The following is a 15,578-nucleotide window of genomic DNA, read 5'->3' on the forward strand; positions in this document are numbered from 1 at the left end:
CCACAGTTCGTCGCGCACACCCGAAGGCGGATCGATCGCCCGCCTGCGGCGCAGCACCCGACCCTCGAGGGAGGTCATCGTGCCCTCCTCCTCGGCCCACTGGGGAACCGGGAGCACGACGTCGGCGAGCTGCGCCGTCTCAGAGAGGAAGAAGTCGCTCACCACAAGCAGGTCGAGCGCTTGCAATCCGGCGCGCACGGCACCCGCATCCGGCGCGGAGATGACGACGTTCGAGCCGTGCACGAAGAAGGCACGGATGCGACCCGGCGCGCCGAGTTCGGCGAGCAGCTCGACAGCAGGCACCCCGGGCCCCGGGATCGAGTCGGGCTCGACTCCCCAGACCGCAGCGACGTGCTCGCGCGCCGCCGGATCGGTGATCTTGCGGTAGCCGGGAAGCTGGTCGGCCTTCTGTCCGTGCTCGCGGCCACCCTGCCCGTTTCCCTGCCCGGTGAGCGTGCCGTATCCGGAGTGTTCGGAGCCGACCAGCCCGAGGAGCAGCGAGAGGTTGATGGCCGCCGTCGCGGTGTCGGTGCCGTCGGCATGCTGCTCGACGCCGCGTCCGGTCAGCACGTAGGCGCCGTCCGCGGCCGCGAGGCGCCGAGCCACCGCACGAATGGTGGCGACCGGAACCCCAGTCACACTCTGCACCCGCTCCGGCCACCAGGCCGCGACATCCCGCCGTACCCGATCGAGCCCCACCGTGCGCGCCTCGAGATAGGCCAGGTCGGCGAGACTTTCGGCGAGCACGACGTGGGCGAGACCGAGCAACAGCACGAGGTCGGTGCCGGGAGCCGACTGCACGTGCATGCCGCCACCGTCGTCGGTGAGCCGTGCGGTCGCGGTGCGCCGCGGGTCGACGACGATCAGGCCGCCACGGCCGCGCACGCCCTCGAGGTGGCCGATGAAGGGCGGCATCGTCTCGGCGACGTTCGTGCCGAGCAGCAGGATCACGTCGGCGTCGTCGAGGGCTTCAAGCGGAAACGGCAGCCCGCGGTCGAGGCCGAAGGCCCGCATCCCGGCCGCCGCGGCCGACGACATGCAGAACCTGCCGTTGTAGTCGATCCGCGAGGTACCGAGGGCGATCCGGGCGAACTTGCCGAGCTGGTACGCCTTCTCGTTGGTGAGCCCGCCGCCGCCGAATACGCCGACCGCGTCTGGGCCCGACTCCTCACGGATCTCGTGCACCTTCGCCGCGACGAAGTCGAGAGCCTCCTCCCAGGTCGCCGACCGGAAGCTGCCGGACGCCGTGCGCATCATCGGTTCGGTCAGCCGATCACCGGACTGCAACAGCTCCGCGGCCGTCCAGCCCTTCTTGCACAGGCCCCCGCGGTTGGTCGGGAAATCCCGGCCGCTGACCGTCAAGGTGACATCCACCGGGGTCGAGACGCGCGTCAGTGTCATCGCGCACTGCAAGGCGCAGTACGGACAATGCGACGCGGTGTCGACCCCGGTGGATGCGGTGCTCATTAGACGCGCTGCCCCGCAACCGCGCCACTTCGACGCAGGTAGAAGAACGCCGTAATCGCGATGAACACCACGTAGGCACCGATGAAGCAGTAGATCGCGGTGGCGTAGCTGCTGGTCGCCGACAGTGACAGACCGAGCACCTGCGGGATGATGAATCCGCCGTACGCACCGATCGCCGAGATGATGCCGATCGCCGCAGACGTCTTGCGCACCGTACTGACGTCGCCGGAGTTGATGTGCGCGTCCTTCACGCCGCTGCGGGCCGAGAAGATGCTCGGGATCATGCGGTAGGTCGACCCGTTGCCGATGCCGGTCGCGGCGAAGATGAACAGGAACGTTCCGAGGAACAGCCAGAAGTTGCCGACCGGGAGGGTCAGCACGACCGCGAGGGCGCCCACGGCCATGGCCGTGAAAGCGAGCACCGTGACCTTCGCCCCGCCGAACCGGTCGGCGAGCTTGCCGCCGAAGGGCCGCGAGAGCGATCCGACGAGGGCACCGAGGAAGGCGAGCGTGATGCCAGCCGCCCCGACCTGGAATGACGAGTACTCGGGGAATTGCGTCGCGATGAGCTTCGGGAACACGCTGGCGAACCCGATGAACGAACCGAACGTGCCGATGTAGAGCACCGACATGATCCAGGTGTGCGGGTCGCGCAGCGCGGCAGCGGAGGCCGCGAAGTCGGCCTTGGCATTCGACAGGTTGTGCATGAACTTGTAGGCGCCGAAGATCGCGATGAGGATGAACGGGATCCAGAACCATCCGGCCAGCGCGATGTTCTTGGTCGCACCGACCGCGCCGATCACGATGACGAACGGAACGACGATCTGCGCCACCGCGACACCGATGTTGCCGCCGGCCGCGTTGAGGCCGAGCGCCACGCCCTTCTCCCGCTGCGGGAAGAAGAAGTTGATGTTCGACATCGACGAGGCGAAGTTGCCACCACCGAAACCGGCGAGCGCCGCAATCAACAGCATGACGCCGAACGGCGTCTCGGGGTTGCTCACCGCGAAACCGAGCGAGATCGTCGGGATCAGCAGAAGTGCCGCCGAGATGATCGTCCAGTTGCGGCCACCGAGCTTCGGCACGAGGAACGTGTACGGGAAGCGCAGGGTGGCGCCGACGAGCGCGGGCATCGAAATGAGCCAGAACGTCTGGCCGATGTCGAAGGTGAAGCCGGCGGCCGGAAGCTGAACGACAACGATGCTCCAGAGCTGCCAGACGATGAAGCCGAGGAACTCGGCGAAGATCGACCAGCGCAGGTTGAGGCTCGCGATCGCACGACCGCCGCCCTCCCACTGAACGTGGTTCTCGGGGTCCCAGTTGTCGATCACGCGACCGGGTCGGTGGACGAGCGCCGGGGATTCGAGCGCCGGTGCGGCACTTTCTGTTGCTGTGGAGGAAGCCATCAGTAGTCCTTCGTCGAGGTGAGGGAAGTGGATGCGGTCGACGCTAGCCATGCCGTGTTTCGGCGACTGGCTGTCGCGGTTACCGTTCGGTCACCACCTGGTCACACCGTCGGAGCGCGGTCGAGAGGGGTCGGTAACACGCCCGACACATGAGCCGCCTGGTAGCGCTCGATCACGATGTCGACGAGCTCCGCCGGCGCGGGGTCCCCGTCGATGAGCAACGGCGGGGTCGTCACGTCGCCTCCGGCCGCCGCCGCGAGGTCGGCGAAGTAGCCCGGCGCGAGCAGGTAGCTGACGACCACGACGCGCGGAGCACCGTCGGCACGCGCTTGTGAGATCGCCGACTTCAGCTCGGGCTGCGCGGCAGAGATGAAGGCGGCTTGCACCGCTCGACCGAGCCGTTCGCCCAACGCAGCAGCGACCAGCCGACAGTCGTCGACTGCCCGGCCGTCACTTGATCCGGCGGCCGCCAGGACGAGCACGTCGTCGTCCGCGAGCGCGATGTCGGCGAGCCGTCGTTCGAGGATCGATACCAGTCGCGGATCCGGCCCGAGGGCGTCGGTGACGACGACGGTCGGGTTCGCCGCGGCGCTCGCGACGCGCGCGAGATCGACACGTACGTGGTAACCGGAGGACAGGAGCAGGGGTACGACGACGACGGGAGTGGCGGAGATGGAGTCGAGAACCGCAGAGACGTCGGGGGTCTGGACGTCGACGAACGCTTCGCGCACCCTGAAATCAGTAACCCGCTCGGCGACCGTCGACACGAGTGCGGCGACCGCCCGTTGGCCCGCCGGGTCACTCGTTCCGTGCGACGCCGCGACGAGCACCGCGCCCGTCACTCGCCGGTCCCCTCGTGCGGCCGCGCGACGAGCACTTCGACTCGACCGTCGACGAACCGCACCGGGTAACTGCCGAGCCCGGGGCCGTCAGCGCCGAGTCGCTCACCGGACTCAAGGTCGTAGACCTCTTTGTGCAACGGGGATGCGATCGTCGGGCGGTCTCCGCGGGAACCGACGATGCCGCGCGACATGACGTACGCCCCCGCGACCGGATCGAGATTGCCGACCGCGAACACCCGGTCACCGGGCAACCGCACGATCGCAACCTGGTGGCCGGAGACGAGCGCCGCTTCACCCCAGAATGGCTCGAGATCGTCGAGGCCGCAGACGTCCATCCACATGGCGGTGATGGCCGTCGTGGCGGTATCGGTCATCGTGTACTCCCAAGGCACCTCTGCTGCGAATCAGGATCTTCTGCTGCGCAGCCTAGGCAGTTCGCATTTCGGGCAGTCGCATCTGCGGTGACGAACGTGTGACAGCTGCCTCACGGTGGTGTCGGCGAAGCGTGAGGTGCCAGTCACACACTGTTACACGGGGGCAACGGCGACGAAACGCGAGCCACGTACCGTGAGCGACAACGGCCCGAGAGGAAACGCCCATGAGCTCGCACGACCGCACGCCCAGGCGCGTCGTCGTCGTCGGCGGCGGCCCCGCGGCCCATCGCCTCGCAGACGCCATCGCCGCCCGGGATGCGGTCGACGGAGTCGTAGACCTCGACGTGACCGTGCTCGGCGACGAAACGTACCTGCCATACGACCGCGTCGCGCTCTCCCGCCGGCTCGACGATCCGACCACCGATCTCACCCTCGCCGACGGCACCGTGTGGCAACACGCGGGCATCCGCTATCGCGGCAGCAGCCCCGTCGTCGCGATCGATCCGGCGGCGCAGACCGTGACACTCGCCGACGGCGAACTCGTCAACTACGACGACCTGGTGCTCGCAACCGGTTCCCGCGCGACGGTTCCCGACATCCCGGATGCCGACGCCGGCCGGGTCTATCGCACGATCGACGATGTCGATGCCATCGTCGCGGAGATGCTCGACCTGCGCACGACCCTCGGGCGTGCCCCGAACGTCGTCGTCGTCGGGGGCGGTCTGTTGGGGCTCGAGGCGGCCGGTGGACTCTCCCGGCTCGGGGGTCGCGTCACCGTCGTGCACTCGGGCGCGTGGCTCATGTCGGCCCAGCTCGACGAAGGCGCGGGCCAGGCGCTCGGCCGGCTCATCATGGCGCAGCAGATCGAGCTCGCCCTCGGCACCCGCCCGAGCTCGGTGGTGCTCGCACCGTCGGGTCGGGTCGTCGGCGTCGAACTCGGCGACGGCCGCGCGCTGCACGCCGACCTCGTCGTCTTCGCGATCGGCATCGCCCCGCGCGACGAACTCGCCCGCGCCGCCGGGCTCGAGATCGGACCGCGCGGCGGCGTCGTCATCGACGCGGCGTGCGCATCCTCGGAACCGGGAATCTGGGCGATCGGCGAGGTCGCCAGCATCGACGGGGTCTGCGTCGGCCTCGTCGCCCCCGCTAATGCGATGGCCGAAGTCGTCGCCGATCGCCTGTCCGGCGGAAGCGCCGATTTCCCCGGAATCGACGACGCCACCAAGCTCAAGCTGTCGGGGGTCGAGGTCGCCTCGTTCGGCGACGCCCGGGCTCTCTCGCCGGGCGCCCTCGAGGTCGTGTACGCCGACCCCGCGCGCGGCCTGTACCAGAAGATCGTCGTCTCCGACGACGCGACGACGCTGCTCGGCGGCATGTTCGTGGGCGACGCCGCCCCCTACACGTCGTTGCGCCCACTGCTCGGCCGGGAACTGCCTGCGGAACCGGGGGCCTACCTCGCGGCGGCCGGTGCCGAACCGCCTGCAGGCGGCGACCTGCCCGACGACGCCCCGCTGTGCTCGTGCAACAACGTCTCGGTCGGCACCGTGCGCGCGGCAGCCCGTGGCGACCACGGCGAGGCCTGCACCGACCTCGGCGAGCTGAAGACGTGCACCCGCGCGGGCACGCAGTGCGGCTCCTGCGTGCCGCTCGTCAAGAAGATCCTCGAGACCGAGCTGACGCGCGCCGGGATCACCGTCTCGCGCGCGCTCTGCGAGCACTTCGAACTCAGCCGCAGCGAACTCTTCGAGTCCGTGCGCATTCTCGAACTCACCTCGTTCGAGCAGATCATGGAGCGCTTCGGCACCGGATACGGCTGCGACATCTGCAAGCCCGCGGTCGCCTCGATCCTCGCCAGCCAGCACTCCGAGTACATCCTCGACGCCGGTCGCGGTGCGCTCCAGGACACCAACGACCGCGCACTCGCCAACATGCAAAAGGATGGCACCTACTCGGTCGTGCCGCGCATCCCGGGCGGCGAGATCTCGCCTGAGAAGCTCCGGGTCATCGCCGAGGTCGCTGCTCAATTCGATCTCTACACGAAGATCACCGGCGGGCAGCGGATCGACATGTTCGGCGCGCGGCTCGAGCAGCTGCCCGACATCTGGCGCATCCTCGTCGATGCCGGCTTCGAGTCGGGTCAGGCGTACGGAAAGTCGTTGCGTACGGTCAAGTCGTGCGTCGGATCGACCTGGTGCCGGTTCGGCGTTCAGGACGCAGTCGGCATGGCGGTCGAGCTGGAGCTGCGCTACCGCGGGCTCCGCTCGCCGCACAAGCTCAAGTTCGGGGTCTCGGGCTGCGCGCGTGAGTGCGCCGAAGCGCGCGGCAAGGACATCGGCGTCATCGCGACCGACACCGGATGGAACCTCTACGTTGGCGGCAACGGCGGCTTCCAGCCGGTGCACGCCGAACTGCTCGCGCAGGATCTCGACCACGACACCCTCATCCGCTACATCGACCGCTACCTGATGTACTACATCCGCACCGCCGACCGCCTGCAGCGCACCGCGCGCTGGCAGGAAGAGCTCGAGGGTGGGCTCGCCCACGTGCACGCCGTGGTGTGCGACGACAGTCTCGGAATCGGGGCGGACCTCGAGCTCGCGATGGCCGAGCACGTCGACAACTACGAGGACGAATGGGCAGCGACCCTGGCGGATCCGGAGCGGCTGCGGCGGTTCCGGTCGTTCGTCAACGCGCCCGAGACGGCTGACCCCGGCGTCGTGCAGGTGCGCGAACGCGGCCAACCGCGCCCGGCCACCCCCGAAGAGCGTGAGTCGGTGCTGATCTCGGGCACCACGATCCCGACCCGCGGAGCGGACTGATGGAACTCGACCTCGAGCTCGCCGGCCGCACCGTGCTTATCGTCGGCGGGGCGGCATCCGCTCGGTTCGCGCTCGCCCGGTACGTTCACGCGGGTGCAGCGGTGTCGATCACGATCGGCGCCGACGCGGTTGCTCCGCTCGGATGCCGGGGAGTCGATCGCCCGAAGCACCTCGCCGGGTGGCGCGACCGCGTCGACGGCATCGATGTCGTGGTGCTGGTCGATGCCGACGCCGACGAGGAGCGGATGGTGCGAGCCGCCGCAGGTCGCCGCACGTGGATCCTCCGGGAGGCGCCCGCCTCGACCGCGCCGATCGGCACCGTGACCCTGATCGGCGGAGGCCCCGGCGACGACGGGTTGCTGACCCTTGCCGCCCGCGAGGCGTTGGCCCGAGCCGACATCGTCTACGTCGACCGGCTGGCACCCCACCAGCGGTTGCACGAGTACGCGCCCGGCGCCGAGATCGTGGATGTCGGCAAGACGCCCGGCCATCACGCCATCCCGCAGCACGAAATCGAGCGGCTCATGGTCGCCAGCGCGCTCGACGGCCGCACCGTCGCCCGCCTCAAGGGCGGCGACCCGTACGTCTTCGGCCGAGGGGGCGAAGAGGTCGCCGCGTGTCGCGAGGCCGGCGTGCCGGTCATCGTCATCCCCGGGGTGACGAGCGCGATCGCGGTTCCCGCGGCGGCGGGCATCCCCGTCACCTACCGCGAGGTCAGCCGCATGTTCACCGTCGTCTCGGGGCACGCGCCGCTCGACGACGCGCAGCTGAGCGCGCTCGCCGCTCTCGGCGGCACGATCGTCGTGCTGATGGGGGTCAGCAACCTGCCGCACCTGGCCGCCGGGCTCGAACGTCTCGGGATGCGCGCGGACATGCCGCTCGCGATCGTCGAACGCGGAACCCAGCTCTCGCAACGCACGACCGTCACGACGCTCAGCGAGGCGACGGAGGTGAGCGCGAGACTACGAATCGGCTCCCCCGCCGTCATCGTCGTCGGCGAGGTCGTACTCTTGATGCACCACGGCGAGGAAGCCGACCGGATATCCCGGGACGTCATCGCCCTCGCCGGCGAGTAACACCGTTCCGCCCATGGACGGAGTGATCGTGGCCGATGTCGAGACGGACGCGGGTCTCGCCGCGGGGTTCCGCTCCGACCAGCTCGACGGATTCCGGATCGGCGTCACTTCCGACCGACGCAGTGAAGACCTCATCGCCGCGTTCGAGCGGCGGGGTGCCGAGGTACTGCACGCGCCGGCGATCCGCATCGCCGCCGTCGACGATGACGCCGAGCTGACTCGCGACACCGCGGCGATCATCGACGCACGCCCCGACCTGTTTCTCGCGACCACCTCATACGGGGTGCGGCGGTGGTTCGAGGTCGCCGACGCTGCGGGTCTCGGCGCCGAGCTCACCGAGGTACTGACCCGCGCCCGCATCCTCGTGCGCGGCCCGAAGGCGCGGGGAGCGATCCGCGCCGCCGGACTCGAGGACTCGGGGATGAGCGTCGACGAGACCACGGCGTCGCTGATCGACCAGGTACTCGCGGAGGGCGTCACCGGACTCACCATCGCCGTGCAACTCCACGGGTTTCCGGATGTCGAGCAAATCGACCGCCTCCGCGACGCCGGCGCGCGAGTACTCACGGCGGCGCCCTACCGGTGGAGTCTTCCCGAGGACTCGACCCGCGTCCTGCGGCTCGTCGACGCGATCTGCACGGGCTCGGTCGACGCCGTGACATTCACGAGTGCTCCCGCGGTCGACGCCCTTCTCGCCACGGCCGAGCAGGCGGGAAAGCTGGGGGCCGTTCTCGACGCTTTCGCCGACAGCGTCACCGCTGCTGCGGTCGGTCCGGTTACCGCGGCGCCCCTTGAGGCTGCCGGGATTCGACCGATCGCGCCCCACCGATTCCGCATGGGCGCGCTCATCCGGCTCGTCTGCGAGCATCTCGAGACCTCAGCAATCCGGCGGGTGACGACGTCGCGCGGCACGATCGAACTGCGCGGGCGTCTCGTCGTGGTCGACGGGCAGAGCGCCTCCCTCTCGCCGACGAGCCTCGCCCTGTTCCGGTTGCTGCTCGCGGATCCGGGTCGCGTCGTCGCACGCTCCGAACTCGCGACGGCGCTCCCCGAGGATCCCGACGATCACGCCGTCGACATGGCGATCAGCCGCCTGCGCCGCTCACTGCCGGTTCCCGACCTGATCGCGACGGTCATTAAGCGCGGCTACAGCATCCCGATCGGCCACGACGACTGAGGGCTCGCGATCGGGGCGCTCGCGACCACCGCCAACGTCTCGACCGACTTGACGTACTGAAAGGCGACCCGCGCGAGGAACTCGTCGTCGGACTCCGTGTAGCGGTCTTGCAGCCCGGATGCCACGATGCGCCAGGGGCGCACGTTCGACGGGGTCGCCGGCGATCCGGTGTCGGGAACGAACTGCCGGTAGTCGTAGTCGAGGCCATAAGACTCCTCCAGCCGCAACGAGAAGGTGTCGACGGCGATGACGCCACCGGCGAGGTCGAGCTGCAGCATCCGTTGGAACCCGGTCGCCCGTTCGCCGCTGTGGGTGCGGTATTCCTGGTAGTCGGCGAGGATCTCGACGACGTCGTGGCCCGGGATGCCGCCGGCATCCTCGGTGCGCAGCAGGCCTAGCCCGTGAAAGTGACCCGACAGCACGACGACGACGTTGCGGTTCGGGGCGATGACGCGCTCCCACAGTTCGTCGCCGCGAGAGGTCCAGCGGTTCGAGCCGGCCCGGTGCGCGGTGCCTTCAAGCGTCAGCGGCATGACGTGCTCGTGGGTCGAGAGGATGACGTTGTGGTCGGGATGTGTCGTGACGACCTGCTCTGCCCAGACCAGCTCTTCTTCGCCGTAGGCGTAGGGCAGCGAGAGCATCAGGAACCGCGCGCCGGAAGCCTCAAAGGTCGAGAAGTTCGCCCGATTGTCGCCGGGCGCGATCGACCCGCCGTACTCCGGCATCCCGGCGTAACGGTCTGGCCCGAAGAACTCGTTGAATAGAGTGTGGTCGGCGCCCCGCTTGTTGTCGTGGTTTCCCGGCAGCACGCTGTTGGGCACCCCGGCGTCATCCAGGATCGACTGGATGGCGGATGCCAGCTCGAACTCGCGCCGCGCCCGTTCGTCGGTCTGTTCGGGATCGACCCAGTTCTCGACAATGTCGCCGGTGTGCGTCGCGAACTCGATCTTGCGGGCGTCGGCATTGGTCGCGATCCAACTCACCATGAGAGCGTAGATGTCGGGATACGACTCGGAGAGGTACTGAGTATCGGTGATGTGGGCGATCGCGAGATCGTAGTTCGACGGGTCTTCGAGTTCGGCGTCCCGTTGGTCGACGATGCGTGGCGTCGTGCGCGGCCCGTTCTGCACGAGGATGCTCACCCGCCCGTCGCGAATCTCCCCCTCGTCGAGGTCACCCGACAAGATGACCTCGTCTCCCTGCCCTGCGTCGAGGAGTCTCCACTGCGACCCGGTCCACACCGAGAGCTGTAGCTCGGTCGACCCGATGCCGCGTCCACTCCAGGTCACGGTGGATCCGGGAGCGAGGCCGGCGGCATTGAGCACGAGGCGCTGGTAGGGGTACCGGTATCCGTCGTCGGCGATCGAGCCCGGGGATGCCGGATCGAGCGTGGACTCGTCATCGCCTCGCTCGACCGTGAGCGGTGCACCGTCGGTCGAACCGGCCCACCCCTCGAGCACCTCGACCGGCTGCCCCTCGAGCTCCTCGAGCTCCGGCTCGTCGACCGGATCGAGAGGGTCGGGCGTCAGCGCAACGCGGGTCGTCGGATCGGTCCACGGGATGGCGTCGAGTACTCCGGGCGTCGCCCGACCCGTCGTGAAGTCATCCGCGTCAGTACCGGTGAAACGCGTCCGGCGGAAGGTCTCCTCGAGGAGGCGATCCGGCAGGTGAACGGCGAGAGCGAGCCCTTTGGTACAGGGGCTCAACGCGATGTTCGCCGCATCGAAGATGCTCTGCGCGTAGATGCCGACGCTGTCGACACGGGCACCATCGGCATCCGCGAGCCACACTCCGGTACCGAGCAGATTGAGCGCGACGTCGTAGGTGACGTCGGCGGTGGCAGCCGCCGCCGTGCCTGCCTGGGCGGCGAGGAACGTCTCGCCCGGCTCGAGGACCGTCCCCGCCGGAACGCGGAACTGCGGGTCGACGGCACGGGGGCCGTCTTCGGTGCAGCGGTAAGCCGTCCAGCCGCCGATGTCGACGGGCCTGTCGCCGTAGTTGCCGAGCTCGATCCAGTTGCGCGGCACCCACCCCGCCGGGAGCCCATCCGGGCTGGGGTCGTTCGCGACCTCACTGATCGCGACGCCCGGGTTCGGGCTGCCATCGCCCTGCGGATATCCGAACTCGGGATCGAACACGGCGTCGGCGACTGTCGCATTCGCGTCGCCGGGCGTGCGCGGTGCAAGCACCCACCCGTCCGCGGTGCGTTGGTAGGACTCCCCGGCGACAGCGTCGAGGATCGGAGGCAGCTTGGGTTCCTGACACGCCGAGTCCCGGATGCCGGTGATGGCGACCCGATCGACGAGCGCGCCCTGGGCATCCCGCAGGAGCACACCCGATGTCGCATCGGCGAGCGAGGTGCCGTAGGACGCATCGGCGTCTCCCGTGAAGTCGGGGCCTCCCGCGACCCAGTGCTCCCCGGGCTGGAGTCGGGTGCCCTCAGCGATGGTCAGTTGACGGGTGTCCGGCCGGATGCGGCCTTCCGCCGTGCAGCGGAAGAGTTGCCAGCCCGAGACGTCGACGACGTCGGATCCCTCGTTGCGCAGCTCGAGGAAGTCGTCGCCCGAGCCACCCGGTCCCATCGACGCGAGTTCGACGACGACGACACCGGAGTCCGCCCGGGTTGCGGAGCGGGTGGCGTTCGGGGCACCGAGGGTCGACGGTGCGACGACCCAGTCACGCGACGGGTCACCGGTCGCCGCCACGCGCTGCCAGCTCTCGCCCTGCGCGAAGTCGAGCACGTTGGGCAGGTTCCCGCCCGACGGACTGCACTCGGTGTCCATCATGAACGGCTCGTTCGGAAACACGGCGACGAGATCGACCGGCCGATCGTCGGGGTCTTCCACGTACAGTCCGAACCCGGTGACATCGAATCCGACGAGAAATCGTGCGTCACCCGGCATACCGACGCGGCTCACGGTGACGATTTCCCCCGGCGCGATCACGATGCCGGTGAGGTCACCTTCGCTGCGCCCGGCGTTGCTGCGCAGACCGTCGAGGTTGCACCGAAAAACCTCCCAACCGGTGAGGTCGACGGCCTGGTCACCCCAGTTGCGCAGCTCGAAGAAGCTGTCGGCATCCGACCCCGCCGAAGCGCTGGCCACTTCATTGATCAGCACCGTCGGCACCGCGTCGGGGTTCGGCTTCGGTAGTGTGGCCGCCGCGGGAGTTGCGGCGACGACCCCTCCCCCGACGGTTAAGACGACGGCGAGAAGGGCGACGCAGAGCCGGAGCACGTCGCCAAGGTTCCCGACCGGGGGTGAACGCGCGGCGACGTCCACCCCCGTGTCGGGTGAACAGGGTTAGCGCGCGGCGCTGCCCTCGGTGTAGTCGGTGTCCTGCTGCTTCCAGGCGAACAACGCCCGCAGCTCCTTGCCGGTGGCCTCGATCGGGTGCGCGGCACCCTTGGCCCGCAACTCGAGGAACTCAGGGGCGCCGGCATCCTGATCGGCGATGAAGCGCTTCGCGAACGCACCCGACTGGATGTCGGCGAGCACCGCCTGCATGTTCTCCTTCACCGACGGGGGAAGCACGCGCGGGCCAGAAACGTAGTCGCCGTACTCGGCGGTGTCAGAGACCGACCAGCGCTGCTTGGCGATGCCGCCTTCCCACATCAGGTCGACGATGAGCTTCAGCTCGTGCAGCACCTCGAAGTAGGCGATCTCCGGCTGGTAGCCGGCCTCGACAAGAGTCTCGAAGCCGTACATGACGAGCTGCGAGGTGCCTCCGCAGAGCACCGACTGCTCACCGAACAGGTCGGTCTCGGTCTCTTCGGTGAACGTCGTCTTGATGACGCCGGCGCGGGTTCCGCCGATCGCCTTCGCATACGACAGGGCGACATCCCAGGCGTGACCCGACGCGTCGCGCTCGACGGCGATGATGTCGGGGATGCCGCGGCCCGCGACGAACTCGCGACGCACCGTGTGGCCGGGGGCCTTCGGGGCGATGAGGATGACGTCGACACCCTCGGGCGCGTCGATGTAGCCGAAGCGAATGTTGAAGCCGTGCGCGAAAGCGAGCGTCTTGCCCTCGGCGAGGTTGTCTTTGATCGAGTCGTTCCAGATGCCCCGCTGGTGCTGGTCGGGCGCCAAGATCATGATCAGGTCGGCCCAGGTGGTTGCGTCGGCGACGTTCTTCACCTCGAAGCCGTCCTCCGTCGCCTTCGCGGTCGACTTCGACCCGTCCTTGAGCGCGATGACGACCTCGACGCCCGAGTCGCGCAGGTTCTGCGCGTGGGCGTGGCCCTGCGAGCCGTAGCCGACGATCGCGACCTTCTTGCCCTGGATCAGGGCGAGGTCGGCGTCTTTGTCGTAGAAGATCTCAGCCATTTCGTTTTCTTTCTTCCTTCTCGGTCTAACTCTTGAAGACTCGTTCGGTGATGCTCTTGCTGCCGCGGCCGATCGCGAGCAAGCCGCTCTGCGCAATCTCCTTGATGCCGTAGGGCTCGAGCATCCGCAGCAGGGCGTTCACCTTGCCGCTGTCGCCGGTGACTTCCACCACGAGGGCATCGGGTGCGACGTCGACGACGCGCGCGCGGAACAACGTCACCGCCTCGAGGATCTGCGAGCGACTGCTGCCGTCGACCTTGACCTTGATGAGCAGATGCTGTCGCTGCACCGAGGCATCGGGGTCGAGCTCGACGATCTTGATGACGTTGATCAGCTTGTTGAGCTGCTTGGTGACCTGCTCGAGCGGAAGCTGGTCGACATCCACCACGACGGTGATGCGCGACAGGCCCTCGATCTCGCTATGCCCAACGGCAAGCGACTCGATGTTGAAGCCGCGGCGCGCGAACAGCCCCGCGACGCGGGTCAGCAGACCGGGCTTGTCCTCGACGAGGAGGGAGAGCACGTGAGTGGACATTGGCGCTTACTCCTCTTCCCAGGTCGGGGCGAGATCACGGGCGTACTGCACCTGCGAGTTGCCGACCCCTTGCGGCACCATCGGCCAGACCATGGCGTCGCGACTCACGATGAAGTCGATGACGACGGGGCGGTCGTTGGTCTCGATCGCCAGCTTGATCGCCGGGTCGATCTCTTCGGGCTTGGTCACCCGGATACCCAACGCCCCGTATGCCTCAGCCAGCTTCACGAAGTCGGGCACCATGCGGGTCGGGGTCTCGACTCCGGTGTGTCCCGTGTCGAGGTCGGTGAACGAGTGTCGACCGTCGTAGAACAGTGACTGCCACTGGCGCACCATGCCGAGCGACGAATTGTTGATGATCGCGACCTTGATCGGGATGTCGTTGATCGTGCAGGTCGCCAGTTCCTGGTTGGTCATCTGGAAGCATCCGTCGCCGTCGATCGCCCAGACCAGGCGATCGGGCTGCGCGACCTTGGCGCCCATCGCGGCCGGCACCGCGTAGCCCATCGTTCCGGCGCCGCCCGAGTTGAGCCAGGCGTTGGGGCGCTCGTACTTGATGAACTGCGCCGCCCACATCTGGTGCTGGCCGACGCCGGCGGCGTAGATCGCCTCGGGGCCGGAGAGCTGCCCGATGCGCTCGATCACCGTCTGCGGCGCAAGCAGGCCGTCGTCGGGGTCGTCGGTGTAGCCGAGCGGGTAGTTGGCCTTCAGCTGGTTGAGCCGCACCCACCATTCCTCGGTGTCGGGTTTGGCCTTCTTCGCCACTGCTTCGTACGCCTCGAGCAGTTCGGGTAGCACGTCTTTGAGGTCGCCCACGATCGGAACGTCGGCGTGCTTGATCTTGCCGATCTCGGCCGGGTCGACGTCGACGTGCACGACCTTCGCGTCGGGAGCGAAGTCGGCGACCTTACCGGTGACGCGGTCATCGAACCGTGCGCCGAGGGCGACGATGAGGTCGCTCTCCTGCAGGGCGAGCACCGCCGGCACCGTGCCGTGCATCCCCGGCATTCCGAGGTGGTGGGGGTGCGAGTCGGGGAACGCGCCGCGCGCCATGAGCGTCGTGACGACGTGAATGTCGCACAGCTCCGCAAGATCCTTCAGCACCTCGGCGGCCCGAGCCTTCAAGATGCCGCCGCCAACGTAGAGAATCGGGCGTTCCGACGCCAAGATCATCTCTGCGGCGCGGCGCACCGACACCGCATCGGGCCCGGCCGGCACGCGGTACCCCGGCAGATCCACCGACTCGGGCCAATACCAATCCATCGAGGCCTGCAGCACGTCTTTGGGCAGGTCGAGCAATACTGGCCCCGGGCGACCGGTCGTGGCGATGTGGAACGCTTCTTTGACCAGCCGGGGAATGTCTTGCGGGTCCATAACGAGCTCGTTGTGTTTGGTCACGCTGCGGGTGATGCCGACCGTGTCGCACTCTTGGAAGGCATCGGTGCCGATGGCCGGACGGCTGACCTGGCCGGTGATGCACACCATCGGAATCGAGTCCATGTAGGCATCGCACAGCGGCGTCACCATGTTCGTCGCAGCCGGCCCGCTGGTGAC

The 15,578-nt window shown here is 68.4% G+C and carries 11 protein-coding genes; 3 read left to right on the forward strand and 8 right to left on the reverse strand.

The genetic code is table 11. The features are described 5' to 3' along the window. The 4 genes from RMO30_RS10445 to nirD all read right to left on the reverse strand — a co-directional run. On the reverse strand, positions 1 to 1,401 hold a 1,401-nt coding region (locus RMO30_RS10445; protein WP_397427924.1), incomplete at its 3' end, for a molybdopterin oxidoreductase family protein. Positions 1,402 to 1,466: 65 nt separating this feature from the next. Beyond that, the gene (locus RMO30_RS10450) at positions 1,467 to 2,873 is read right to left on the reverse strand and encodes an MFS transporter (RefSeq protein WP_309712998.1); all 1,407 of its coding nucleotides are present in this window, start codon (positions 2,871 to 2,873) and stop codon (positions 1,467 to 1,469) included. Between the two features lie 101 nt (positions 2,874 to 2,974). Next, complete coding sequence (locus tag RMO30_RS10455) at positions 2,975 to 3,715, reverse strand: CbiX/SirB N-terminal domain-containing protein (protein ID WP_309713002.1); 741 nt, start codon at positions 3,713 to 3,715, stop codon at positions 2,975 to 2,977. Beyond that, on the reverse strand, positions 3,712 to 4,089 hold the full coding sequence (gene nirD, locus RMO30_RS10460) for a nitrite reductase small subunit NirD (RefSeq protein WP_309713005.1): 378 nt from the start codon (positions 4,087 to 4,089) through the stop codon (positions 3,712 to 3,714). Before nirD ends, RMO30_RS10455 begins: the two co-directional genes overlap by 4 nt. Before the next feature lie 224 nt (positions 4,090 to 4,313). Between nirD and nirB the strand changes: the two genes are divergently transcribed. From nirB to RMO30_RS10475, 3 genes are read left to right on the forward strand one after another with little or no spacing between them, the layout of a single operon-like run. Further along, the gene (gene nirB, locus RMO30_RS10465; RefSeq protein WP_309713008.1) at positions 4,314 to 6,908 is read left to right on the forward strand and encodes a nitrite reductase large subunit NirB; all 2,595 of its coding nucleotides are present in this window, start codon (positions 4,314 to 4,316) and stop codon (positions 6,906 to 6,908) included. Next, positions 6,908 to 7,984 (forward strand): uroporphyrinogen-III C-methyltransferase, encoded by a 1,077-nt coding sequence (cobA, locus tag RMO30_RS10470; protein ID WP_309713011.1) that lies wholly within the window; start codon positions 6,908 to 6,910, stop codon positions 7,982 to 7,984. Before nirB ends, cobA begins: the two co-directional genes overlap by 1 nt. 13 nt (positions 7,985 to 7,997) lie before the next feature. Then, complete coding sequence (locus tag RMO30_RS10475; protein ID WP_309713014.1) at positions 7,998 to 9,161, forward strand: uroporphyrinogen-III synthase; 1,164 nt, start codon at positions 7,998 to 8,000, stop codon at positions 9,159 to 9,161. On the opposite strand, the gene RMO30_RS10480 is transcribed toward RMO30_RS10475, so the two are convergent. From RMO30_RS10480 to ilvB, 4 genes are all read right to left on the reverse strand, one after another. Beyond that, positions 9,131 to 12,397 carry a lamin tail domain-containing protein gene (locus RMO30_RS10480; RefSeq protein ID WP_309713017.1) on the reverse strand — a complete coding sequence of 1,089 codons (3,267 nt, stop codon included), beginning with the start codon at positions 12,395 to 12,397 and terminating at the stop codon, positions 9,131 to 9,133. The two genes, RMO30_RS10475 and RMO30_RS10480, sit on opposite strands and share 31 nt — an antisense overlap. A gap of 66 nt (positions 12,398 to 12,463) precedes the next feature. Further along, positions 12,464 to 13,489, reverse strand: a complete 1,026-nt coding sequence (ilvC, locus tag RMO30_RS10485; protein WP_309713020.1) for a ketol-acid reductoisomerase — start codon at positions 13,487 to 13,489, stop codon at positions 12,464 to 12,466. Positions 13,490 to 13,514: 25 nt separating this feature from the next. Beyond that, the gene (ilvN, locus tag RMO30_RS10490; protein WP_309713024.1) at positions 13,515 to 14,024 is read right to left on the reverse strand and encodes an acetolactate synthase small subunit; all 510 of its coding nucleotides are present in this window, start codon (positions 14,022 to 14,024) and stop codon (positions 13,515 to 13,517) included. Between the two features lie 6 nt (positions 14,025 to 14,030). Next, positions 14,031 to 15,578: biosynthetic-type acetolactate synthase large subunit (gene ilvB, locus RMO30_RS10495; protein WP_309713027.1), on the reverse strand; the 1,548-nt coding region annotated here is incomplete at its 5' end.

The sequence above is a fragment of the Pseudolysinimonas sp. genome, from assembly GCF_031389465.1.
Classification (GTDB): Bacteria; Actinomycetota; Actinomycetes; order Actinomycetales; family Microbacteriaceae; genus Pseudolysinimonas_A.

Coding starts and splice junctions, on each gene's coding strand:
- RMO30_RS10475 (WP_309713014.1), top strand. CDS start 7,998: ATGGACGGAGTGATCGTGGCCGATGTCGAGACGGACGCGGGTCTCGCC.
- ilvN (WP_309713024.1), bottom strand. CDS start 14,024: ATGTCCACTCACGTGCTCTCCCTCCTCGTCGAGGACAAGCCCGGTCTG.
- nirD (WP_309713005.1), bottom strand. CDS start 4,089: ATGACCGATACCGCCACGACGGCCATCACCGCCATGTGGATGGACGTC.
- nirB (WP_309713008.1), top strand. CDS start 4,314: ATGAGCTCGCACGACCGCACGCCCAGGCGCGTCGTCGTCGTCGGCGGC.
- ilvC (WP_309713020.1), bottom strand. CDS start 13,489: ATGGCTGAGATCTTCTACGACAAAGACGCCGACCTCGCCCTGATCCAG.
- RMO30_RS10450 (WP_309712998.1), bottom strand. CDS start 2,873: ATGGCTTCCTCCACAGCAACAGAAAGTGCCGCACCGGCGCTCGAATCC.
- cobA (WP_309713011.1), top strand. CDS start 6,908: ATGGAACTCGACCTCGAGCTCGCCGGCCGCACCGTGCTTATCGTCGGC.